General features: G+C 41.2%; 21 protein-coding genes. 10 read left to right on the top strand and 11 right to left on the bottom strand.

The features are described from left to right. Positions 1 to 6 precede the first annotated feature (6 nt). The 5 genes from dnaG to secA all read right to left on the bottom strand — a co-directional run bounded on the left by dnaG (position 7) and on the right by secA (position 8,880). Positions 7 to 1,983 (bottom strand): DNA primase, encoded by a 1,977-nt coding sequence (gene dnaG, locus M1D52_RS03305; protein WP_130858125.1) that lies wholly within the window; start codon positions 1,981 to 1,983, stop codon positions 7 to 9. Positions 1,984 to 2,355: 372 nt separating this feature from the next. Then, complete coding sequence (locus M1D52_RS03300; RefSeq protein ID WP_049795130.1) at positions 2,356 to 3,684, bottom strand: mechanosensitive ion channel family protein; 1,329 nt, start codon at positions 3,682 to 3,684, stop codon at positions 2,356 to 2,358. Positions 3,685 to 3,835: 151 nt separating this feature from the next. Further along, entirely contained in the window at positions 3,836 to 5,020 is a 1,185-nt protein-coding gene (locus M1D52_RS03295; protein ID WP_437362114.1) for a M20 metallopeptidase family protein, read from the bottom strand. A gap of 1 nt (position 5,021) precedes the next feature. Next, positions 5,022 to 5,498 carry an SPOR domain-containing protein gene (locus M1D52_RS03290; RefSeq protein WP_013663980.1) on the bottom strand — a complete coding sequence of 159 codons (477 nt, stop codon included), beginning with the start codon at positions 5,496 to 5,498 and terminating at the stop codon, positions 5,022 to 5,024. 79 nt (positions 5,499 to 5,577) lie between these two features. Then, complete coding sequence (gene secA, locus M1D52_RS03285) at positions 5,578 to 8,880, bottom strand: preprotein translocase subunit SecA (RefSeq protein ID WP_437362117.1); 3,303 nt, start codon at positions 8,878 to 8,880, stop codon at positions 5,578 to 5,580. On the opposite strand from secA, the gene M1D52_RS03280 reads away from it, so the two are divergent. Further along, positions 8,879 to 9,160, top strand: a complete 282-nt coding sequence (locus tag M1D52_RS03280) for a hypothetical protein (RefSeq protein WP_437394368.1) — start codon at positions 8,879 to 8,881, stop codon at positions 9,158 to 9,160. The genes secA and M1D52_RS03280 overlap by 2 nt on opposite strands. A gap of 275 nt (positions 9,161 to 9,435) precedes the next feature. Here the strand turns inward: M1D52_RS03280 and M1D52_RS03275 are convergent, their stop codons facing one another. Together M1D52_RS03275 and pgi are read right to left on the bottom strand one after the other, a co-directional pair. Next, the gene (locus tag M1D52_RS03275) at positions 9,436 to 10,692 is read right to left on the bottom strand and encodes a PQQ-dependent sugar dehydrogenase (RefSeq protein ID WP_437362121.1); all 1,257 of its coding nucleotides are present in this window, start codon (positions 10,690 to 10,692) and stop codon (positions 9,436 to 9,438) included. Positions 10,693 to 10,748: 56 nt separating this feature from the next. Further along, positions 10,749 to 12,395: a glucose-6-phosphate isomerase gene (gene pgi, locus M1D52_RS03270; RefSeq protein WP_437362123.1), complete on the bottom strand. Its 1,647-nt coding sequence runs from the start codon at positions 12,393 to 12,395 to the stop codon at positions 10,749 to 10,751. 483 nt (positions 12,396 to 12,878) lie between these two features. On the opposite strand from pgi, the gene M1D52_RS03265 reads away from it, so the two are divergent. Next, a complete protein-coding gene (locus M1D52_RS03265) occupies positions 12,879 to 13,586 on the top strand; it encodes a tetratricopeptide repeat protein (RefSeq protein ID WP_437362125.1) in 708 nt (235 codons plus the stop codon). 295 nt (positions 13,587 to 13,881) lie between these two features. After that, a protein-coding gene (gene prfB, locus M1D52_RS03260; RefSeq protein ID WP_013663985.1) for a peptide chain release factor 2 occupies positions 13,882 to 14,968 on the top strand; the annotation gives its coding sequence in 2 pieces (ribosomal slippage) (positions 13,882 to 13,941 and positions 13,943 to 14,968; 1,086 coding nt in all). Here the strand turns inward: prfB and dcd are convergent. Continuing rightward, the gene (gene dcd, locus M1D52_RS03255; protein WP_013663986.1) at positions 14,965 to 15,501 is read right to left on the bottom strand and encodes a dCTP deaminase; all 537 of its coding nucleotides are present in this window, start codon (positions 15,499 to 15,501) and stop codon (positions 14,965 to 14,967) included. The genes prfB and dcd overlap by 4 nt on opposite strands. 469 nt (positions 15,502 to 15,970) lie before the next feature. On the opposite strand from dcd, the gene M1D52_RS03250 reads away from it, so the two are divergent. Together M1D52_RS03250 and lipB are read left to right on the top strand one after the other, a co-directional pair. Further along, complete coding sequence (locus tag M1D52_RS03250; protein WP_437394370.1) at positions 15,971 to 16,615, top strand: 4'-phosphopantetheinyl transferase family protein; 645 nt, start codon at positions 15,971 to 15,973, stop codon at positions 16,613 to 16,615. Between the two features lie 50 nt (positions 16,616 to 16,665). Beyond that, positions 16,666 to 17,382: a lipoyl(octanoyl) transferase LipB gene (lipB, locus tag M1D52_RS03245; RefSeq protein WP_437362131.1), complete on the top strand. Its 717-nt coding sequence runs from the start codon at positions 16,666 to 16,668 to the stop codon at positions 17,380 to 17,382. On the opposite strand, the gene M1D52_RS03240 is transcribed toward lipB, so the two are convergent. Together M1D52_RS03240 and M1D52_RS03235 are read right to left on the bottom strand one after the other, a co-directional pair. Beyond that, complete coding sequence (locus M1D52_RS03240) at positions 17,379 to 18,005, bottom strand: hypothetical protein (protein ID WP_013664008.1); 627 nt, start codon at positions 18,003 to 18,005, stop codon at positions 17,379 to 17,381. The two genes, lipB and M1D52_RS03240, sit on opposite strands and share 4 nt — an antisense overlap. 244 nt (positions 18,006 to 18,249) lie before the next feature. Next, positions 18,250 to 19,677 carry an L-serine ammonia-lyase gene (locus tag M1D52_RS03235; RefSeq protein WP_437362133.1) on the bottom strand — a complete coding sequence of 476 codons (1,428 nt, stop codon included), beginning with the start codon at positions 19,675 to 19,677 and terminating at the stop codon, positions 18,250 to 18,252. A gap of 254 nt (positions 19,678 to 19,931) precedes the next feature. Between M1D52_RS03235 and M1D52_RS03230 the strand changes: the two genes are divergently transcribed. Together M1D52_RS03230 and M1D52_RS03225 are read left to right on the top strand one after the other, a co-directional pair. Continuing rightward, complete coding sequence (locus M1D52_RS03230; RefSeq protein WP_013664010.1) at positions 19,932 to 20,411, top strand: DUF5684 domain-containing protein; 480 nt, start codon at positions 19,932 to 19,934, stop codon at positions 20,409 to 20,411. 6 nt (positions 20,412 to 20,417) lie between these two features. Then, entirely contained in the window at positions 20,418 to 20,738 is a 321-nt protein-coding gene (locus M1D52_RS03225; RefSeq protein WP_437394371.1) for a DUF2752 domain-containing protein, read from the top strand. A gap of 19 nt (positions 20,739 to 20,757) precedes the next feature. On the opposite strand, the gene M1D52_RS03220 is transcribed toward M1D52_RS03225, so the two are convergent. Further along, positions 20,758 to 21,492 (bottom strand): RDD family protein, encoded by a 735-nt coding sequence (locus tag M1D52_RS03220; RefSeq protein ID WP_437362135.1) that lies wholly within the window; start codon positions 21,490 to 21,492, stop codon positions 20,758 to 20,760. Between the two features lie 95 nt (positions 21,493 to 21,587). Here M1D52_RS03220 and M1D52_RS03215 point away from each other — a divergent pair, with 95 nt between their 5' ends. Genes M1D52_RS03215 through M1D52_RS03205 form a run of 3 tightly spaced genes read left to right on the top strand, consistent with a single transcriptional unit; the run spans position 21,588 to position 24,185 of the window. Then, positions 21,588 to 22,529, top strand: coding sequence for a stage II sporulation protein M (locus M1D52_RS03215; RefSeq protein WP_437362137.1), 942 nt, complete (start codon positions 21,588 to 21,590; stop codon positions 22,527 to 22,529). Between the two features lie 2 nt (positions 22,530 to 22,531). Beyond that, entirely contained in the window at positions 22,532 to 23,440 is a 909-nt protein-coding gene (locus tag M1D52_RS03210) for a glycerophosphoryl diester phosphodiesterase (RefSeq protein WP_013664014.1), read from the top strand. Between the two features lie 10 nt (positions 23,441 to 23,450). Next, positions 23,451 to 24,185 carry a DUF4129 domain-containing protein gene (locus M1D52_RS03205; protein WP_437362139.1) on the top strand — a complete coding sequence of 245 codons (735 nt, stop codon included), beginning with the start codon at positions 23,451 to 23,453 and terminating at the stop codon, positions 24,183 to 24,185. Positions 24,186 to 24,188 lie beyond the last annotated feature (3 nt).

Genomic DNA, 24,188 nt, shown 5'->3' with positions numbered 1-24,188 from the left:
ATTGAATTATTTAACAATCACAGTTCCCAAGTAACCTGTCAACTCCTTTTCCATCATCTTTAGCTTTTGATATTTGTCGATAAGGATTTCCAAATTCGCTTCATTATGCTCTATTTTCAAGGCCTCTCTAACTTCCTGCATATTTTGTTCTACCTTCCGTTTCTTTATACGATAAAGCGCTCCCAATACTGCATTTTTTAAATTATCTGTTTCTTGAGATACATAAATCTTTCGTTTCTCATCGTTCCAATTAGGGCTTAGGCTATACGGCGATGAAAGCAGGGAAATAGCCAAATCTGCAATTTCGCGATCTGCATGACTAATAAAATAGCGTTCGTCCGGTAATTCCTCGCGTTCAATAAATTCCAAGTAAATGGTTATGATCTTTTGACACAAAGGATCTGCAAACTCAATGTCTTGCAAACCTGCAAATAACACGAAGGCAATGGGGTAGTCCTGTTCCCATTTCGCGGGTATTTGTCCATAATTAATGAGCAAGCGGATAATCTCACGCTCCTGCAAAGCGATAGATTGCGATAGTGCGGGCTGCAGTTCCTCCTGCGAGCGTGTTTCCGCCATATCCCGCGGATCCATAAACAGGTCAGGAGGTGGCTCATCTCCACCAAAGGGAGCGTTTGCAGCAGCAGATGAATCCGAAGACTTTTGATTTTTCTTGATTGCTTGCAGCTTTTGTTTGTTTAATTCTGCGATCAACAAACGTTCTTCAATATCCAACAATCGGCTACATTCTCGTATAAATACAGAAGCCTTAATATCATCGGGAATAAGCGCGATACTGTCTACCACATCATGAATAACACCCGCACGTTTTACGGGGTCATTCCCGGCATCTTTGAGTAGAATGTCGGTCTTGTAAAAAATAAAATCCTTACTGTTTTCCGCTATATATTGTTTGAATTGCATTGCGCCATGTTTCATGGCAAAAGAATCCGGATCGTCTCCGTCGGGAAAAAGGAGCACTTTAACGTTCATCCCTTCTTCTAACAACATATCCATTCCCCTTAACGATGCTTTGATACCCGCAGCATCGCCATCGTATAAAATGGTTACATTTCGCGTAAATCTTGAAATCAGTCGGATTTGACCAGTGGTCAATGAAGTTCCTGAGGAGGCAACCACGTTTTCGACGCCCGCCTGGTGCATGGAAATCACATCCGCATAACCTTCCACGAGAAAACAATTATCCTGGTCCGTTATTGCCTTCTTGGCAAAGTATAAACCGTAAAGAACATCGGATTTATGATAAATTAAGCTCTCAGGTGAGTTAACATATTTCGGCGTCTTCTTATCTGTTTTGAGCGTTCTTCCTCCAAAACCCAAGACACGTCCTGTCAGGTTATGTATAGGAAACATCACCCGCCCTCGGAACCGATCATAACGTTTCCCGTCATCTCTACGAATTATCAAGCCTGTTTCGTCCAAGAATTCTTCGCTGAAGCCACCCTTTACGGCTTCTTCATATAAAGCTGCCCATGCTTCGGGGGAATAACCCAGTTCGAACTTTTTAATGATATCATCCCGATAACCCCGTTCGCGAAAATAACTCAGACCGATAGCCTGACCGTCCTCTGTATCCCAGAGGCTTTCACGGAAAAATTTAGCCGCCCAATTGGTAATGATCAATAGGCTTTCGCGCTTGTCGCTTGCCGCCGCCTGCTCCGGAGATAGTTCAACCTCCTCAACTTCTATATTATATTTCTGCGCCAAGTAGCGTAACGCTTCCGGGTAGGAATATTTCTCAAGCTCCATAACAAAGCGTACTGAATCCCCTCCAGCGCCACAACCAAAACACTTATAAATACCCTTGCTTACAGAAACATGAAAAGAAGGTGTCTTTTCATTATGGAATGGGCAAACACCAATTAAGCTCGTTCCCCGTTTCTTTAAGTCCACAAAGTCACCCACCACTTCTTCGATACGAGCGGCATCCAAAATTTTCCCGATTGTTTCCTGCTTAATCATTCTTGGTAAAGATAGTAATTTTCGTTATTGGTTAGTGGTTGTTGGTTGCTAGTTATTAGTTGTTGGTTGCTAGTTATTAGTTGCGAGTGCAGAATTTGGTAGCAAGACACCTGCCTGCCGGCAGGCAGGTAGGTAGGTATCAGGATAAGTAACAAGCCCGAAGGGCTCATTGATACCTTAAAAAACTAACAAAGCATCAATAACCCCGAAGGGCTCATTGATACCTTAAAAAAACTAACAAAGCATCAATAATTCAAAAGCCTCCCGGAGGGATGGCCTGCCTCATGGAGGGACAGTAAAAAAGCCTATTCGCATATCACTTGTTTCCGCTTTCGCTACTGCTACTCCTCATTCATCACTCCTCACTCATCACTACTTAATACCTAGCTTTTCATTCTTTACTTCTGGTCCATTGGCAAATTTGATTCCGAAGGCATCGTTCCCGGAAGTTCGCTCGAAAATTTGCAATCCGAAATATGGTACTGCTGCTATTAAATGATCAAAAATATCAGCCATTATATATTCATATTCGGCCCACTTGGTTGTATTGGTAAAAGCATATAACTCCAAAGGCAAGCCATTTTCAGTTGGCGCCAATTGCCTAACCATCAACGTCATGCCCTTATGAAGCCCTGGATGATTATTCAGATACCAATCAATATATTTTCTGTAAAGTCCGAAGTTCGTAAAGTTTCGCCCATTCAATGCAACGGTCCTGTCTGCTCCTATTTTTTCGTTGTGCTTTTTAATCACTTCTCCGCGCTCGTCAATATAATCACGAATTCCTTGTATTTTTTGGAAACGAGGAAGCTCTTCGTCACCCACAAAGCGAATGCTGCCCTGTTTAATAATGATTGCCCTTTTAATGCGACGTCCACCGGATTCTTGCATTCCGCGCCAATTCTGAAATGAATCGGATATAAGGGTATAGGTAGGAATAGTGGTAATCGTTTTATCGAAATTACGCACTTTTACGGTTGTTAGGTTAATTTCTTCCACGTCGCCATCTGCGCCGTATTTAGGCATGGTGATCCAGTCGCCGATACGAACCATATCATTGGTTGTTACCTGAATGCTGGCCACAAACCCCATGATGGTATCTTTAAACATGAGTAATAGAATCGCCGAAGCAGCGCCCATAGCGGCAAAGAAAGCCGTCGGGGATTGACCGGTTATACTGGAAAAAATAGCTACGGCACCAAATAGAAAGAAAACCATCCGAATAACCTGTAGATAACTCTCCATTGGTTTAGCCGAAAATTCGGGTTTTTCTCGTAATACGTCGGCACCCGACCTTATAATGGCCATCACAATGGATATGATCATAAAAACCATGTAAACTTCCATGGCGATGTCCAAGGGATTTATTAAATGCGGGAAGTCATTAAATACAACCGGTATCGAATTTTTCACCAGGCTGAATGGTGCTATCAGTGCAAGAAAATGAGGAAAGCGGTTTTTTAACAGATAATCGAAAAACCGAAGTTGCGTACTATTGTAAATTTTAGTAAAAGCGATTTTCAGTGCTTTTCTCACAACATGTTGTACGGCATAAACTAGAAATACCAAAATTGCGAGCAGAACAAAGACATTCACATAAGTAGCCACTTCTTTGTTTATGCCGAGATCAATGAGTTTGTGATAGGTGAATTCACTAATAAAATTGGAGGATTTCTCTAAGCTGCTTTCTAAATTGTCCATTGTGGAATAGGTTTTAAATATCATCCAAACCCGTAGGCCGGATAAGTTAAAATAAAAACACGATGTTAAAGCTCGGAAAAACAGAAGATATCTGTTAGAGCCAATAGATTCATAAGCCAAAGGGCTTATTAGCAAAGATACGATTTTTCAGCTAGTTTCCTAGACGTTTGAGAGCAATATAGGCCATTAAGCCCGTACTTATGGATAATGCTTTTTCATCGACATCAAAATCAGGGGTGTGTACCGATGCCGTGATTCCTTTTTCTTCATTACGCGTACCTAAGCGATAAAAACAAGCATCCGTTACCTGCGAATAGAAAGCGAAATCTTCTCCCGCCATCCAAAGATCTAGATCCAGTACATTTTCCTGTCCAAGGTATTCAACGGCATAGCCACGAGCTTCCTTGGTTAGCGCTTCATTATTCACGAGATAGGGGTAACCGTGGCGTACTTCAAATTCACAGGATCCGCCCATGCTTTCAGCGATGCCTTCGGCCATTTTTTTCATTTTTTTATGCGCCTCTTTGCGCCATTCTTCATCAAATGTGCGAAATGTTCCCTCCAGCTTAACCTCATTCGGAATTACATTCGTAGCGCCTTCCGCATTAATTTTACCGAACGACAAGACGGTAGGCATCTTGGGGTCGGCTACACGACTTACGATCTGCTGCAAAGCCGTAATAATATGTGCGGTAATAACAATAGGGTCTATATTTTGTTGTGGTTGTGCCCCGTGGCCCCCCTTTCCTTTCACCGTTACATAGAGTTCATCAGTAGATGCCATGTACTTTCCCGCCCTAAATCCAACTTTACCTGCATCGATCAGCGGCATGACATGTTGACCGATAATAGCTTGTGGTTTGGGGTTTTCAAGCGCTCCCTCTTTTATCATAATACTTGCCCCTCCAGGAAGCTTTTCTTCTCCAGGTTGAAAGATTAACTTAACAGTTCCTGCAAATTGATTTTTCAAGGAAGCTAGTATTTTAGCCGTTCCCAATAAGGAAGAAGTATGCACATCATGACCACAAGCATGCATAACACCTCTATTTTTAGATCCATAAGGTCTTCCTTCTACTTCTTTAATTGGTAAAGCATCCATATCCGCCCTTAAAGCTATCACCCCATCCCCGACTTGTTCTCCCTTAATGAGGGCAACGATTCCGGTATTCGCCATTTCTTCCCAAGCGATACCCAAAGCATCCAATTTCTCTTTGACAAATACCGAGGTATTGTATTCTTGAAAAGACAATTCCGGGTTGGCGTGAAGATGACGGCGTGTATCTACTATCTCAGAGAAAATGGTTTGAGCTAATGCTTGGATAGATTCTTTTAACATGTTAGTTTTCTATGTTAATCGTTTCGGTAAATATAAAGACAGAACTGAAATCCCGCTTAAGTTGATTCATAAGTGCTTGTGCCTGGCTCCGACTCGTAAAATCACCTACCTTGACCCGATAGTTCGGCTGCTGATAGCCGACATAGGTATTAAGATCTTTATAAATTTGCTTAAATCTTGCCTGCGCGCTGTAAGCTTCGTTACGATTGCTTCCCGAATAAATCTGTACCCGATAACCACGTGCTGTAACTTTTCTACCGGTCTTCAGCGGCACACCGGGTTTGCTGGATTCATCTGCTGGAGACAAAACCGTGTTACTACCCAGTAACATACGCTCTTTCTGTAGACGTTCAATTAAGATACTTTTATGTTCTTCTACTATCCCCTTCTCATCCTGAGCGATTGCCTTTCCTATAAAACAGAAAAGCAATAGACCTAGAGCGATAAAAATTTGTTTAAGGCAAGATGTTATTAACATATTCAAACGGTTATTCGTTGTTTGTTATTGTTCTTAGTAAATGAGTAAATGACAACAACTAAGAACGAACAGCTAAGAACTAAACTTGTCCTATACCGTGACAATTTTTATATTTTTTCCCACTACCACAAGGGCAAGGATCATTTCTTCCTATTTTATTATCATTTCTGACAGGTTGCGTCTTTTGCACTTCCCTGGTATCCTCCACGGGCAGACCACCTCCTGACGTTGCTGCGGCCAATTCCGGCTTAGATACTTGCATTTTGGGTTCCTGAACAGGTCGACGCGCTTCCCGCACTTCTTGTGGCTGCTGATGCGGAATTTCTCCTTTAAACAAGAATGCCACAATATCTTTATTCATGGTTACCAACATCTCCTTGAAAAGGTTAAAGGCTTCCATTTTATAAATAATGATAGGATCCTTTTGTTCGTAAACTGCATTTTGCACCGATTGTTTCAAATCGTCCATCTCACGCAAATGCTCTTTCCAAGCCTCATCTATTAAGGATAAAACAACCCCTTTTTCGAAGGCCTTGAATACTTCCTTTCCATTTGTTTCAACCGCTTTCTTTAGGTTAGCTGCGACCTGCAATCCGCGAAGACCATCAGTAAATGGCACGACAATATTTTCAATCTGTTCGCCACGTGTTGCATACACGTCTTTCAAAACCGGTAAGGTCTGATTTGCAATATGCTCCGCTTTGCGGTGGTAGAAATCGATTACCCGGCTAAATAAGGTATCTGTTAAGCCGGCAATGTTGCCACTTAAAAAAGCATCTTGATTCAACTCAGGATCAACGGAAAAAACACGGATAAATTCCAATTGAAAATCCTCATAGGTTCCCGTTTCCTTATATTCAGTAACCAAGTCTTCAACCACATCATAAATGGTATTATTCAGATCAACATCCAAACGTTCCCCAAATAGTGCATTTCTACGTTTCGCATAGATCACGGTACGCTGTGAGTTCATCACATCATCGTATTCCAGCAAACGCTTACGGATACCGAAGTTGTTCTCTTCCACTTTCTTCTGTGCTCGTTCGATCGATTTGGTGATCATCGAATGCTGAATAACCTCTCCTTCTTCAATGCCCATACGTACCATGATGTTGGAAATACGTTCGGAACCGAATAAGCGCATTAAATTGTCTTCCAAGGAAACGAAAAACTGCGAAGAACCGGGGTCACCTTGGCGACCGGCACGACCGCGCAACTGACGGTCAACGCGGCGAGATTCATGTCGTTCTGTACCAACGATAGCTAAACCGCCAGCCTCTTTAACACCAGGTCCTAACTTGATGTCGGTACCACGACCCGCCATGTTCGTCGCGATGGTCACGGTACCCGCCTGCCCTGCTTCCGCCACTATGTCGGCTTCCCTTTGGTGAAGTTTAGCATTCAATACATTGTGTTTGATACCGCGTAACTTCAACATGCGGCTCAACAATTCTGATATTTCCACCGAGGTCGTACCTACCAGTACAGGGCGACCAGCCTCGGTTAATTTTTGGATTTCCTCAGCAACTGCATTATATTTTTCACGAGCTGTACGATAAACCAAGTCCTCTCGATCATCACGTTGTATTGGGATATTGGTTGGTATTTCTACCACATCCAACTTATAGATTTGCCACAGCTCACCCGCCTCCGTCACCGCCGTACCCGTCATACCTGCTAGCTTGTGGTACATTCTAAAATAATTCTGTAAAGTTATCGTCGCGTAGGTTTGTGTAGCATCTTCCACCTTTACATTTTCTTTCGCCTCAATTGCTTGATGTAACCCATCCGAGTAACGGCGACCTTCCATGATACGCCCCGTCTGCTCATCGACAATCTTAACCTTACCCTCATCTATGATATATTCTACATCCTTCTCAAACAAGGTATAAGCTTTTAATAGCTGGTTAACGGAGTGAATACGTTCAGATTTAATAGAAAAATCACGCATCAGTTCATCTTTCTTCTGCGCCTTTTCTTCGGCAGGGATAGCTAATTTTTCTATTTCCGCGATTTCCGTTCCTACATCCGGCATGACAAAAAAGTGAGGATCTTCGCCTGAGCTTGTGATTAGCTCAATTCCTTTTTCTGTCAACTCTACTTGATTATTTTTCTCATCTATTACAAAGAACAATTCAGCATCCACTTTTGGCATATTTTTGCTTTGTTCCTGCAGGTAATAGTTCTCTGTTTTCGTAAGCACCTGGCGATTACTCCCTTCGCTCAGAAATTTAATGAGCGCCTTATTCTTAGGTAAGCCTCTATGTGCACGTAATAAGGCCATACCAGCACCTTCTACATCGGTATTACCACTTGAAATCCCTTTCTTCGCTTCGTTCAACACCGTATTGATATACGCTTTTTGTGCATTTACCAGACGCTCGATTCGCGGTTTCAAGTCATAGAATTCATGTTCATCGCCACGGGGAATTGGGCCGGATATAATTAAAGGTGTACGTGCATCATCAATGAGTACAGAGTCAACCTCATCCACCATAGCAAAATGTAATTTACGTTGCACCAAGCCTTCCGGTGCTTGCGCCATATTATCTCGTAGATAATCGAAACCAAATTCATTGTTTGTACCGAAAACAATATCAGCGGCATAAGCGTTGCGGCGAGCCGCAGAGTTTGGCTGATGTTTGTCGATACAATCTACGCGAAGACCATGGAATTCAAATAAAGGCCCATTCCATTCGGAGTCACGTCGTGCCAAATAATCGTTCACCGTCACGATATGAACACCTTGTCCGGATAAAGCGTTTAAATAAGCGGGTAAAGTACCTACCAATGTTTTACCTTCACCCGTTGCCATTTCAGCAATTTTACCTTCGTGCAGAACAATACCACCGATTAACTGGACATCATAATGCACCATATTCCAGGTAACCTGATTCCCGGCAGCAATCCATGTGTTATGCCAAACAGCTTTATCACCCTTGATTTCGACATTTGGCTTTTTCGCTGCCAGATCACGATCGAACTCACTAGCTGTCACTTCTAACGTCGTGTTTTCAGTAAATCGGCGTGCCGTTTCTTTCACAACAGCGAATGCCTCCGGAAGTATTTCCATTAATACTTCCTCTAATTTTTTATCGCGATCTTTAATCAGTTTATCTACTCTGTCATAAATGGCATTTTTTTCTGCCATTTCTACCTGTGGTTCCTCAGCATCTGTTTTCAACTGGTTGATTTCACCATCAATATCCGCTAAATAGTCGGAAATCCGTCGCTTAAAATCAAGCGTCTTTGCACGAAGTTCATCATGACTTAATCCCTCCAGCTTGGCAAATTCTTCCTTGATTTTATCCACTAACGGACGAATATGTTTTATATCACGATCAGATTTACTGCCAAAAATTTTACTTAAGAATCCTAACATGTTCAATAATAATCTAAAATATATGCTATTGGTGTCAACAAATGCGCCAAATCCCATGTTGCGTCATATTGACATCAATACAATTGTCAAAGTTAGTGATTTTTTGTTAATAGTAATCAGCTTTCGGAGATTGGCATTCAGCTGTTTGTTAGTTGTTCGCTGTTGGTTATTGGGTGTTGGTTATTGGGTGTTGGTTATTGGGTGTTGGTTATTAGTTATTGGTTATTGGTTATTAGTTATTGGTTGGCGAGCGCACATTCATTGGCTAGGAAAGGCTTAGGCTGTAGTTAAGCAATAAGCAGATGGCATTAGGCAGTAAGCTTTAAAGTACCTCCCTATCGGAAGGCAGACAAGTCGCAAACCATTATCACATTGGCTAATCATCACATTGGCTCATCATCACATTGGCTAATTGGCTCATCGGCTAATTGGCTCATCGGCTAATTATTTCAGCTATCAGCAGTCGGCCTTCAGTCGCACGAATCCTTCTCACTATTCCCTACTCAACTACTTAACTATTTCCCTACTCAACTACTTAACCATTTCCCTACTTAACTATTGTGGAAGCACGGCCCAAATGGTATTTCCTGCGTCATCGGCGACCAGCATATATCCTTGTTTGGCAAATGCGATGCCTACCGGTCGGCCGTATACTTCAGCCTCCGCGTCATTTGCTATAAAGCCCGTCAAAAAATCTTTATATTCACCTGTAGGCGTTCCATTTTCAAAAGGAATAAAGAGCACTTTGTATCCGACCAATTTCGAGCGATTCCAAGATCCGTGTTGCCCTACATAAGCGCCACCTGCGAACTTACCAGAAGCTCCGAAAGCTAAGCCTAGTGAAGCCGTATGTGACCCCACTGCAAAATCGGGAACGATGGATTCAGCCACCAAATCCTCTCTTTTCCCCTTCAACCGAGGGTCTGGTTTTTTGCCCCAATAAGCATATGGCCAGCCATAGAAGCCATTTTCTTCCACAGATGTTATATAATCAGGAACGATTTGGTCTCCCAACTCATCACGCTCATTCACTGCGGTCCATAATTTACCGGTATGAGGCTCCCATGCCATGCCGACCGGATTTCGAAGTCCTGCTGCAAAAATGCGTTCTCCACTTCCATCGGGGTTAATCTCCAAAATGTTTGCTCTCCGTCTTTCATTCTCCATCCCATGTTCACCAACGTTACTTCCCGACCCGACGCTAACATATATTTTTGAGCTATCCGGTTTCATCAATAAATTTCGAGTCCAATGATTGTTGTATCCGCCTGCGGGCAACGACAAAATTTTCTCGCCCTTTCCACTAACTTTAGCTTCTCCTATCTTATACGGATACTTTAAAATACCATCGGTATTAGCGACATAGAAACTGTTATCCATGATCAACATGCCAAAGGGTTTATTAAGCCCTTCCAAGAAAGGGGATTTGCTATCGGCTACGCCATCTCCGTTGGTATCCTTGAACAAGGTAATTCTATTCGCACTTGCTCCTTGTGTCTGCGATTCGGCCACGAAAATGTCTCCATTCGGGGCGACATAGATCCAACGGGGATTTTGCAAACCATCGGCAAATTTGACAACCTTGTAGCCCGCGGCCACAATCGGTGTTTTCCCTGTTGGCCATCCGATTACCTTTGAGTTTTTAGTACTGGATGGCGTTGCCAATGGCTCAGCTAAGGTAATGTTTAGTCCGTACTCACCTACCGAATCCGTTGGGGCTTCCGGCGTCTCTTCTTGGTTTTGCCCATTTCCTTTGCAGGCATTGATCAAAACCAAAAAAGAAAAAAAAAGACAATAAGTATATCGATTCATTTTGGATGACGTTTTATTCATGTTAAAGGAACACCAAGCCATCCAAAATGTTTGTTTTAGCGCCAAGCTTTATATTGGTTGATTAAGCCGTTGGTGGAGCTATCATGTGAGGTAATGTCTCCCTCGTTTCTGAGCTCAGGCAATATCTTTCCAGCAAGCTGCTTACCCAGTTCAACTCCCCATTGATCGAAACTAAAAATATTCCAGATAATACCTTGTGTAAATATTTTATGCTCATAAAACGCAATCAAGCTTCCCAAACTCCGGGGCGTTATTTTTTTCAAAAGAAAAGAATTGCTTGGCCTGTTTCCCTCAAAAACTTTGAATGGCGTAATAGCCGCTACTTCCTCGTCAGATTTCCCTGCTTTTTTCAACTCAGCTTCCACTTCCTCTTCCATTTTACCATTCATTAACGCTTCTGTTTGGGCAAAGAAATTAGATAACAGGAGCGTATGGTGTTCCCCAATTGGATTGTGTGTTTGAGCAGGTGCAATAAAATCGCAAGGGATCATCTTCGTGCCTTGGTGAATCAATTGATAAAAGGCATGTTGGCCATTTGTTCCGGGTTCGCCCCAGATAACGGGCCCTGTCTGATATTCAACCGGCACTCCATTTCTATCCACATACTTACCATTACTTTCCATATCGCCTTGCTGAAAGTATGCCGCAAAACGATGTAGGTATTGATCATAAGGTAGAATCGCATGCGTTTCCGAATCAAAGAAATTATTATACCAAATACCCAACACCCCCATAATAACTGGAATATTTTCCTCTAAGGGAGTATTTTTGAAGTGATTATCAGCCGCGTGGGCTCCCGCTAAAAGTTCTTTGAAATTATCAAAACCAATGCTCAACACGATCGACAAGCCAATAGCGCTCCATAAAGAATAGCGACCACCAACCCAGTCCCAGAATTCAAACATATTCTTCGTATCTATACCGAAGTCTTGCACCGCTTTAGCATTGGTGCTCAGCGCGACGAAATGCTTAGCGATATCCTTTTCGGCGCCGCCTTGGGTTAAAAACCAGTCACGCGCACTGTGAGCGTTGGCCATCGTTTCTTGCGTGGTAAAGGTTTTGGAAGCAATCAAAAAGAGCGTGGTTTCTGCATTCACCTTTCGTAACGTCTCAGCGATATGCGTTCCATCAACATTTGATACAAAATGTAAGGTTAAATGATTTTTATATGGTTTCAATGCTTCCGTTACCATAACCGGACCTAAGTCTGAACCGCCGATTCCTATATTAACAATATCCGTTATTGCTTTACCACTGTATCCTTTCCAAGAACCGTCAATCACTGCTTCACTAAATTCTTTCATATGTGCCAGTACTTCATTGACTGAAGGCATCACATCTTGGCCATCAACAAGTACGGGTGCGTTGCTTATATTTCGCAATGCCGTATGTAATACCGCTCTGTTTTCTGTTTTATTAATCGGCAGTCCTTTGAACATGGCGTCAATGGCCTCTTCCAGGTGGCATTCGCGAGCAAGCTGCACTAAAAGAGCAACGGTCTGTTCATCTATCCTATTTTTTGAATAATCAAATAAAATGTCTTCAAATAGTAATGAGAACTTTTCGAATCTATCCGGATCGTAGGCGAACAGATCACGTAAATGTTTCGGCGCGATGTTGATATAATGGTTGCTCAAGTAGTTGTAAGCATCGGTTTCGGTAAAATTTACAGTTGGTAACATAAGCAAATCAAAATTTTCACGAAACTACAATTTTAGTCGCAGAAAAGCGAAAAGCATTTGATGGCGCAGCCTAGATTTACTTTCCTAAGACAGAATAGCTACTTAAAATCTCCGATTTTAACATCAAGATTTCACTTTTACATACGGAATATTAGAAGACCATCTTCTTTAGTCACTTTCTTCCGCAAACCACGAAGTAGCTTGAATGCTATTGAAAACGAACAAGTGATGAAAAAAGTTGATTAAGGAAACCTCTTTTTTTAAAGCTAAATTCCTAAACAGCGTAGCCGCTATTTTCAAAAAAGTTTCCTGACTTTTAACACATTTTGTTATACAATATGTAAAAATTTTCGATATCTTTATCCAAACAAATCCTATATTAGTCAGTTAATTTATAAAGGATTAACATAGGCAGCTTTTAGCCAAAAAATATTAATTCATTAAAGCGGATTAAGGTATCAACCATCTTAAAAACGTATCGAGATGACTGATGTAAATTATGACAATATTGAACGTTATCTATCTGGAAGTATGACAGATAAGGAGCGTCATCATTTCGAGGCCGAGCTTGACGAAAACGAAGACTTGGCTCAGGAACTTCATTTTTACATGTACGTAAATCAAAGCATCTCGGAATGTCTTTATCATACCCCTATTGAAGAACTATCCTTCGGCAAGGCCAAAAACAAACGATACCAAGATATGAACAGACTTAAATGGATGGCATTAACAGCTATTGGCGTCATTTTCGTAACAATCCTTTTATGGTCACCGTGGAAAATATATCGAGAGATTGATGCATCATCTGTTCAAATGGGCACCGTTAACGCAGAGGGCTTACCTGTTGGTAATAAATATGCCGATATTATCGAGCTTTTTAATGCAGGCAAATACGAAGAAGCCTTGCCTCTTTTAAACGGGGCATTAACGGAACAACCCAATGATTTGTATATTCGGTATTATAGAGGCCTTACTTTCTTAAATTTAAACTACCTCGGATCTGCCCGTCGAGATTTACTGAAGATTTACACCGAAAACGCACCGCAAATGTATGACGCGGCTTACTATATCGCCTTATCCTATCTAGAAGAAGAGGACGATTATAAAGAAAGTGCTCGTAATTGGCTGGATAAAATCCCTCAAGAAGCCCCCATTCATTCGAAAGCCGAAGCACTTAGGAAATTACTGTAAAATAGCCGTTTAGTTGAGCAGTTGTATTGTTAAATTGTTGAGTAGGGAAATGGTTAAGTAGTTGAGTAGTTGAGTAGTTAAGTAGGGAATAGTGAGAAGGATTCGTGCGACTGAAGGCCGACTGCTGATAGCTGAAATAATTAGCCGATGAGCCAATGTGATGATTAGCCAATGTGATAATGTTTTGGGACTTGCCTGCCTTCCGATAGGGAAGTACTTTAAAGCTTATTGCCCAATGCCTACAGCCTAAAGCTTATTACTTAAAACTTATAACTTAAAATCCTACCTTTGTTCTATGACGAAAGAAAACATTCAAGAATTAAGGGATAGAGCAGCTTCCCTGAGGAGGCATCTTTGACATTGATGCAAAACAAAAAGAAATAAACCAAGAGCAAGAAATAACCCTAAAACCAGACTTTTGGGATCATCCAAAAGAAGCGGAAAAAGTATTGCAGTCGATCAAGAGCAAAAAAGTTTGGACAGATAGCTTTGACGAGCTACTGCAAGCCATTGACGATGCTTCTGTCATGTTCGACTTTTATCAGAGTGGCGACGCCAGTGAGCAGGAAGCCGATGAACTTTTTCAAGAAGCGCTGAAACGGGTTGAAGAGCTCGAATTTAAAAATATGCTTAGTGCCGAAGAAGATCAGTTAACGGCTATTTTACAAATTACTGCCGGCGCTGGAGGCACTGAGAGTTGTGATTGGGCGGCTATGTTGATGCGTATGTATATTATGTGGGGAGAAAAGAATGGCTATAAGGTAACGGAGCAAGACTTCCTCGAAGGCGATGTTGCAGGTGTAAAATCAGTGACACTTCAATTTGACGGCAATTTCGCTTATGGATATTTAAAGGGAGAAAACGGCGTGCATCGCTTAGTGCGAATTTCTCCGTTCGACTCCAATGCGAAACGGCATACTTCGTTCGCCTCCGTATACGTCTATCCACTGGTGGACGATACAATTGAGATTGAGGTAAAAGATTCGGATATTGAATGGGACACGTTCCGTTCAGGAGGCGCTGGTGGACAGAACGTCAATAAGGTAGAAACAGCCGTTAGGCTGCACCACAAGCCCTCAGGAATTGTTATTAAGAACCAGGAGTCGCGTTCACAACTCCAAAATAAGGATAACGCTATGCGTCTCTTAAAATCGCAGCTTTATGAAATTGAGATGCGTAAGCGTATGGAAACGACAGCGGCTATTGAAGGCAGCAAGAAAAAAATAGAATGGGGTTCGCAAATACGTAATTATGTTTTACATCCTTATAAGCTGGTAAAAGATTTAAGGACAGGTCACGAAACATCCAATACCCAAGCGGTATTAGACGGTGAATTGGATGAATTTCTAAAATCTTATCTGATGGAATTTGGTGGAAACTAAAATTCATTTTTCCACATCATGGATTCAACGGGTCGCGTTGTCTTTCTATTGTATTTCGCATTCCCTTTTGTGTTGTACATGGTGTGGATATCTCCCTCTACCGTAAAATAAATCAACTGCCCAATGGGCATGCCAGCATATACACGTACCGGTTGAGCCACGGATATTTCAAGTGTCCAGGTATTACAAAATCCGACATCTCCCTTTCCGGCAGTGGCATGAATATCAATACCTAAACGTCCTGTGCTGCTTTTACCTTCCAGGAAAGGTACATGGTTATGGGTTTCTGTATATTCTAATGTCACTCCCAAATACAAGGTGTTTGGTTCAAGCACATAACCAGCTTTCGGAATTTCAAAGTGAACAATTTCATTATGAACCTTAGCATCTAATACCCGATCTTTATAAGTAGCCAAGTATTTCCCTAAATGAACGTCATATGAGTTCGTCCCCAAACATTCACGCTTAAATGGTTCAATAATAATAGAGCCTTTATCGATTTCCTCTAAAATCCTTTTGTCTGAAAGTATCATAGTGTTTTTAGTGCAGGATACAAACATAAGGAATAATTAATCAATTTGTGAATGAGTTGAGTTGTTGAGTAGGGAAATAGTTAAGTAGTTGAATCGTTAAGTAGTTAAGTAGTTGATGAACCAATGTGATGATAGCCGACATGATTAGAACGGCCAGCGCGTCCGAAGCTGATAGCTGAAATAATTAGCCGATGAGCCAATTAGCCAATGTGATGATGAGCCAATGTGATGATGAGCCGATGCGATAATTAGCCGATGTGATAATGGTTTGGGCTGTCTTCCGATAAGGAGGTACGAGCTTAAAGCTTACGGCCTAATGCCATCTGCTTATTGCTTAACGCCTACAGCTTTTCATAGCCAATGAATGTGCGCTCGCTAACCAATAACTAATAACAAACAACTAACCAAACAGCCGAAAGCCGATCGCTGAAAGCTGATGGCTATTGATAAAAATTTACTACTTTTATTCATGGGTTTAGTATATCTTAAGGAAGTTAATCCGCACACACGTTTTGCCATTTGGAAAATTGAAGAAACAGCTGAAGAGCTATTGGCTAAATTACAGCTAAACAGAAGTGAAAAGGCTTTTTTGGAGCGACTTAACAAGGGTAAAAGGACATTAAATTGGCTGGGAACACGTGTTTTGCTCCGCACCATGTTAGATACCCCGGGTTATATTGATTGCCCTTCTGACGAGAATGGCAAACCTTATTTAGTTAATTTTCCGCATAAAATATCACTCAGTCATTCCTTTGATTATGCTGCTTGCATGCTTAGTACACGATACGAGGTAGGAATCGACATGGAGTTGGTCAAACCTAAAATAGAAGTCATTGCCAGTAAATTCATGAAACCCGAAGAGCTGGCACAGCTTCAGCCTGAACACCACTATGTAGAACAGCTTTTAACTTGCTGGACAGCTAAAGAAGCGGTCTATAAGTTACAAGGAAAAAAAGGAGTTTCTTTTAAAGACAATATTTATATCGAACCCTTTACATATCAAGAACAGGGGAGCAGTATTGTTGCCCATCTTCAAGGCCCGCATCAACATGCGATCTATACCGTTTACTACGAGCGTTTTCGGGAGTTTATGTTAGGATATGTGATGGGATAGGTGCTTTTCTTCCTATTTCCGTAACTTTGCATTCCTTATTAGGATTACACATGAATAAAAACGTTTATTTCCAAGACTGGGGCAGGGTTGACTATCAAGAAGCGTGGGATCGGCAAGAACTTATTTTCGCGCAGGTAGTTCAACAGAAAACGGACAACCGGGTTAATGGCACCAATCATCCTACAGACAACTATTTAATTTTCGTAGAACATCCGCATGTTTATACACTGGGTAAGAGCGGTAAACCCGAAAACTTATTATTAGATGAACAGGGGCTACACGATAAGCAAGCAACCTATTACAAGATAAACCGTGGAGGAGATATTACTTATCATGGCCCCGGCCAACTAGTTGGTTATCCTATATTGGATCTTGATAATTTTTTTACTGACATCCATCTATACATGCGTACGATTGAAGAGGCCGTGATTCGTACATTAGCCGATTATGAGATTGAGGCTGGCAGGTACCCGGGTTATACCGGCGTATGGTTGGATCCGGACAATGAAAAAGCCCGGAAAATTTGCGCTATCGGTGTTCGAGCCAGTAGGTGGGTTACCATGCATGGTTTTGCATTTAACGTCAACACGGACCTAAATTATTTCAACCATATTGTGCCCTGTGGTATAGACGATAAAGCCGTAGCTTCTTTACAAGGTGAACTAGGACGGGAAGTAGACATGGAAGAAGTAAAAGAACACTTAAAAAAACATTTTGCTGATTTGTTCAAAATGAATTTAATAAGCTCTGCATTGACTGCGTTCTAAATCACTCCACAGTACACACTATCGGAAAGCGTATCATGATAGGTATCTCGGAAGGAGGCATATACATGTATTGGCTTCTCAGCAAAGGCTAAGGTGCTATTCTCCCAGCTGTCCGTCTGTGCGACCCTTTCTGCGCCGATTTCTCTAAAATGACGAAATAAGTCGCCATCATATAGCAAAACCACTAAACGATCCCCTTTCCATCCACCTAATGATTCCCATGACAACGTAATACGAGTCCCATTTCGTTCAACGGAGCAGTTATGCGGCGGAATTATTGGGCCTTTACTTATCAAAACCTTTTCCGGGTTGATATAGGGTTCACCATTTTCGTCGATCTCTACGGCGTATTTACGGGTGTATGACTGTACCATCTGAAAAGGTCCCACCCTACTCCCCGGCGGAACTGCATTCCTAAAACCGAATAGGACAAAAGGCTTTATCGGTGTCAAAAATTTAGATACAGCTTTCATTTTAGCCTGATTCAATAATTCCTTGGGAGAGAAAGGTTTGGTACGGCGCCCAATCGTACGAACAATCAGTTGACCATTTAATTCATACGTCGTTAAATCTCCCGTCCTTCCATTAATAGGGCCATGAAGACCATTCTTTGCAATTGCCATGTTAAAAGCCTTGGGTTTATATATCTGCTAGTCGAAGCTGGTTTACTGCTGCTTCCACTCAAATATATCATAAAAAAAGAATTTATAAAGTTTTAAAGAAGAATTTATAAAGAGTTAATAGGGGTGATATCCTTATTAACCCTTTATAAACCCCTTACTAACCCTTTGTTAACACCCTATTAATGGTAAAGGAAACGCGAATGAAATTCAACTTAATCCCGAACGATTAGCGACGGACAACCCGTTAACATTCGGGCAAACTCAACGGAATGTTGGTTGCTAAACCACCATCAGAAGTTTCTTTATACTTAACATTCATATCCAAGGCTGTTTCCCACATGGTGTGCACTACGGCATCTAAACTTACTTTTGCCTTTTCGGGATTGGATTGTAAAGCGAGTTGCGATGCTGTAATGGCCTTAATAGCTCCCATGGTATTTCTTTCGATACAGGGTACCTGTACTAATCCGCCGATGGGATCGCATGTTAGTCCAAGGTGATGTTCCATGGCAATTTCAGCTGCCATCAGTACTTGGCGCTGGGATCCGCCCAAACACTCGGTTAATGCCGCCGCTGCCATCGCCGAAGACACACCAATCTCAGCCTGGCATCCACCCATTGCAGCCGATATCGTCGATCCTTTCTTGAAGATACTTCCTATCTCCGATGCCGTCGCTATAAATTGAATGATTTTTTCTTCATTGTAGCCATTGCAGAATATTAAAAAGTATTGAAGGACGGCTGGGATTACACCGGCAGCACCGTTTGTCGGAGCGGTAACGACCCGTCCGAATGAAGCATTCTCCTCGTTCACGGCCAAGGCAAAACAACTTACCCAATCTAACGTATACTGGAAACCACTCCCTCCTTCACGGATAGCGTACATCCAGGTTTCGAAATCGGCATAATGACGGCCGTTCAATAATTTTTTATTTAATTTAGCGGCTCTTCTTTCCACATTTAAGCCTCCCGGCAAGGTACCCGTAGTGTGACAGCCTCGATAAATACAATCACGAATCGTATGAAAAATCTTTAAGATCCCCTTATTAGTTTCTTCTTCACTTCGCCACGCATGCTCATTTTCGAGCACCACCTCTGAAACTTTAAGGCCGGTACGCATACACCACATCAATAAATCCTTCGCATTTTGAACGGGGAAGGGTAGATCCACCTCTTCTGTATCACCTGCCCGTTGATTTTTCTGGACTACAAAACCTCCACCAATAGAGAAGTAAGTTTCAGATAACGCCGTTCCATCTCTGAAAAAAGCTTGAAAGGTAACCGCATTTGGGTGATAGGGCAAACTTTCCGTCATCAGGAAAAGCAAGTCCTCTCCATAATTAAAGGGAATTACATACTGCCCCGCAAGACACAATTGGCAATCACCCTTAATCTGGTCAACTGTTGGTTGAATCCGACTAACCTCGAAAGTCACGGGGTCACCACCACTCAACCCTAAAAGGATTGCTATATCGGTTCCATGCCCCTTACCCGTCTTGGCCAAGGATCCGTAGAGTAAGATTTTAACTGCTTCTGTATCAGCAAGCCTCTTTTCTTGATCAAGCTTTTGGATAAATCGTTGTGCTGCACGCCATGGCCCAAGGGTATGCGAGCTAGAAGGCCCGACACCGATTTTGAAAATATCAAAAATGGAAATCTGTTCTTTATTCATAAAATAACGCATACGAAGTTAAGCCTAATAATTGTGATTTCCTTATCGGCTCATTTACCCGATATTGACATCATTTTAAAAATTTTAACCATCGGAAAACATTTTTGTACGTTTTATCAGTTCCATATTTTATATTTGTTTATTATAAGCCGAAAAAATTGATAATAAACTAATTTTCAATGCAGTTATTTACCTAAAAAAGTTAAAAGTCTTATAAAAACAACACCCCTGTTTTTCACTTAAATAAGAATCATATGAACAACTACGATTACAACGATTCAATGAGCTCCGGTTTATTTGCCGCCATGGGCATTGGCACAACACTTGTTTCGCTTGCTCTTAGTATTTTAGCGATCGCCGGTTTGTGGAAAATGTTCGAAAAGGCTGGCAAACCAGGCTGGGCAGCAATAATTCCTGTTTACAATCTCATTGTTATTCTTGAGATTGTTGGAAAACCTATTTGGTGGATATTTTTCTTTCTGATTCCCTGTGTAAACTTTGTAGTGATCATTTGGGTGCTGAATCTGTTGATGAAGAGCTTCGGAAAAGATTCAATATACACGGTACTGGCGTTTTTCTTCTCTTTTATCATTTTTCCCATGATTGGCTTCGGGAGCGATCGCTATTTGGGACCATCAGCTGCTGAAGCGAGAGGTGGCAACTCGTTTGATCAGTTTAAGAATTATAAGAATCCATTTGATGATCCGAATGCACCTAGAGACCCAACAGCTTAATAAGGTATGAACTATTTGCTGTTTTTGATTTTCAGTAGCTGGTCCGGAATAGACTGGCTACAACATCATCTTCTACCTTGCCCTTTTAAATGGTTAACCGGCATAGATTGCCCCGGCTGCGGTTTTCAAAGAGCATTATTGTTATTATTTCAGGGGCGATGGCAAGCCAGTATAGTACAATATCCACCAACCATTCCACTTTTATTATTAGGTTTATTTTTCCTGCTAAAAAACCGTTATTTTAAGAAAAATGAAAAACTTGCTACCGTATTATCTTGCTTAGTGGGCTTTCTAATCATCACGTCTTATCTTAACAAGATGTTTTAAGCGCAGCTAATGGAGCCTTTTATTTCGTATTTGATGTCAGATACGAATAGTCGCGAACAATTTGTTTCAAAAACTCCCATTCATTCATCTCGTTAGGAATGTTCAGTTGTAACACATCTTTTGCTTTCATAGCCATTTTGTATACGAGCATATTATTGCCTGACTTACTGAAATTGGCCAACACATCATGAATGAGTGTTATGTCCTGATCGTTAAGACTTGTCACCTCCGGAAACAAGGGCTTATATAGTTCTTCGGTTGGAGGATGAAAGGCAATTGCTTCTAACTGCGTTCGGGGAACGGTTTTAATTAAAGTTGTGCCCGCCACAATATCGCCTATTCGTTGCTTGTTTTCGGATAGTGCCACGCAGATCAATGCCCCTACTTGCATTGTTAGTGTAAAATCTACAAACCGGAATAACCACCTCAAAAAGTATTGACCTACACTAGGTTGATAACCGTCTAGGCTGACAACTTTAATTTTCAGTATGCGCTTGCCAACACTCTGCCCATTAAAAAAAATTTCACACAGCAAATCATAAAACACAAACAGCGAACCATATAAAGCCAAAAGTATCAGATTACCGGTATTATCAAAAGCCAGTCCTAAGCCTGAAACGATCAATATAAATAAGAGATAAATAAGAAAAAAGAGGAGCAGATCGATTATACGTGCAGCGATCCGCTCGCCCACGCCGGCGACATCATAATCGATCGATATATTTTGCGAAGTAATTACCTTTACATGATTCATCAAAACGAATTTAGTGAAATCCATGGATATGGAAGCGTTTGATTTTTATTATCTTTATTTCGATTCAGGACTTATACTCAAATTATTAATACCATATGCGGGAAGCACTGTTCGTCAAACAAAATAATGCAAAATGGGAAAATTATGAAAAAATAAAGACAACCCATCCGGATGAGTTAGCAGCGCGTTTTATCGAAATCACGGACGATCTCGCCTATGCCAAAACCTTTTACCCAAAATCGAAAACCACCGCCTATCTTAATGGCTTGGCAGCTCGTCTACACCAGTCGCTCTATATTAATAAAAAAGAAAAGGCAAGTCGTTTTCTAAGCTTTTGGAAAACGGAGCTTCCGATTATCTTTTTTCAGTATCGAAATCAGTTGGCCTATTCTGCTGTATTTTTTTTATTATTCACCTTTATCGGTGCATTCTCTGCCGCGAATGATGAAACATTTGTTCGGCTTGTTCTAGGTGACGACTATGTAAATATGACAAATACTAATATAGAAAAAGGAGATCCTTTTGGCGTATATAAACAATCGAATCCGTTGCTTATGTTTTTGATGATTGCGCTGAACAATATTCGAGTGTCGTGTATGGCATTCCTCTTGGGTATTTTATGCGCTGTTGGCACGGTCGTACTGCTTATGTATAATGGCATTATGTTGGGATCTTTTCAATATTATTTTTTTACAAAAGGTTTAGGTTTTGAATCGGTATTAGTTATCTGGATACACGGCACATTGGAAATATCGGCGATTGTGTTGGCAGGAGCCGCGGGCTTGATATTGGGAAACAGTCTGCTGTTTCCCAAAACTTACAGTAGACTCACTTCGCTTAAACGGGGAGCGAATGATGGTCTAAAAATCATTGTCGGATTGATCCCCATATTCATTATCGCTGCTTTATTGGAGTCTTTTGTAACAAGACATACAGCTATGCCCTTCTGGTTAAGCAGCGCTATATTGATAGCATCTTTTCTTTTTATCGTATGGTACGTGGTGATTTATCCCCGTAAGCTTTCCAAACTTATTTAGTTATGAATTATTCCTCTGAAGAACCGATTGAATTAAGAAAGGTAAGAGATTTCAGTGAGACGATGAATGATAGCTTCAGCTTTATCAAACAGCATTTCAAAAATCTTTTTAAACCCCTTTTATATATAAGTGGCTTTTTTATTATCGCCACAATAGCCAGTAGCGTTGCACAACAAATGAAAACTATCCGATTGGTTGGCTTGGCAAAAGCATCAACCTCAACCGTATTAGCCGAAAATATGACGGGATACACATTTGGTTTAGCCTACTTTCTGTTACTTTTATTCAGTATCTTATCTGTTAGCGTAATTTATCTAGTTACCTATTGCTATATGAAACTCTATAAAGAACACCACCATACAATTCCATCCATGCAAGCCGTTTGGGACTTATTTAAAAGCCATATTATATCCTTTTTCATAGCGACCATTCTTTTAAGTATATTCATCTTTATTGGTTTCCTCTTTTGTTTAGTTCCCGGTTTTTACCTGATTCCCATTATTAGCTTAACCTTGCCCATTATGATTATGGAAGACAAAGGCTTATTTGAAGCATTATCGCGCAGCATACAATTGATAAAAGACCACTGGTGGAAAACCTTCGCATTGATATTTCTAGCATCTATCATTGCCTATTTTAGCATGGGAATACTGAGTCTTCCATCAGCATTTCTAAGTATCGGCGCCGTATTTGTTGAAGATTCTCCCACCTTGGTTCTCGCTGGTAGTATCTTTGGGTCTATTTTAACGGGTTTAGCACAGCTATTTTATATCTTACCTGCAATTGTGAGTGCGCTGTGGTATTTTAGTCTTACAGAAGAGAAAGACGGATTAGGCCTTATGGAACGAATAGAAGGCTTTGGGTCCGGCGGAGTGAAGGCGTCCAACGATTGGCCAAAAGAAGAATATTAATTATTAATCGATGCACCGTATCTGTCTCTTCCTATTGTGTTTGTTATCTTTTATACGCCCCCTCCAGGCCGTAAGCATAGACGCTGCTTTATCAAAAGGACAACACAAGCAGAAACAGATAAATATTGATACCGGGAAAATAATTTTACGCTCATTTGATGCTGCCAAGTTAGCAAGTTATAAAGAGGACGCAGCCTTCAAGTATGAGGAAGAACAGGTTCCTGTTGGATGGTGGCAACATTTTAAACAGTGGCTTTACGATCAGCTAGCCCGCATTTTTTCGAACGGACAATCCGGGTCAACTTTTAAATGGCTATTTATTATACTAGGGAGTGCCGCGCTCTTATTCCTTGTCTATAAAATTGCCGGTATGGATATACTGTACATATTCGGAAGAAGAAATCGGGTTAGTGGTGCAAGTTCCATTGCGGAAGAAGAGGACATACATCAAATCGATTTTGAAATGGAGCTCCAGACCGCTATTACAAACAAAAATTTCCGACAGGCGGTCCGTTTATCATATCTTCAATTGCTAAAAGAACTGACAGATCGGGCATTAATCGATTGGCAACCGGGAAAAACGAATCAAATCTATGTGCAGGAGTTAGGAGACAGACCATTCAGCAACGATTTTAGAAATTTGACAGGTCTGTTTGAAAAAGTATGGTATGGCGCCTTTCCGGTAAGAGAAAACGATTTTTTCGACTTTAGAAGAAGTTTCGCGAAATTAAAGGATCGGATTTAGATA

It is taken from the genome of Olivibacter sp. SA151, from assembly GCF_054130995.1.
Note: the sequence above shows the minus strand (reverse complement) of the source record. Positions and strands in the feature narration are given on the sequence as shown.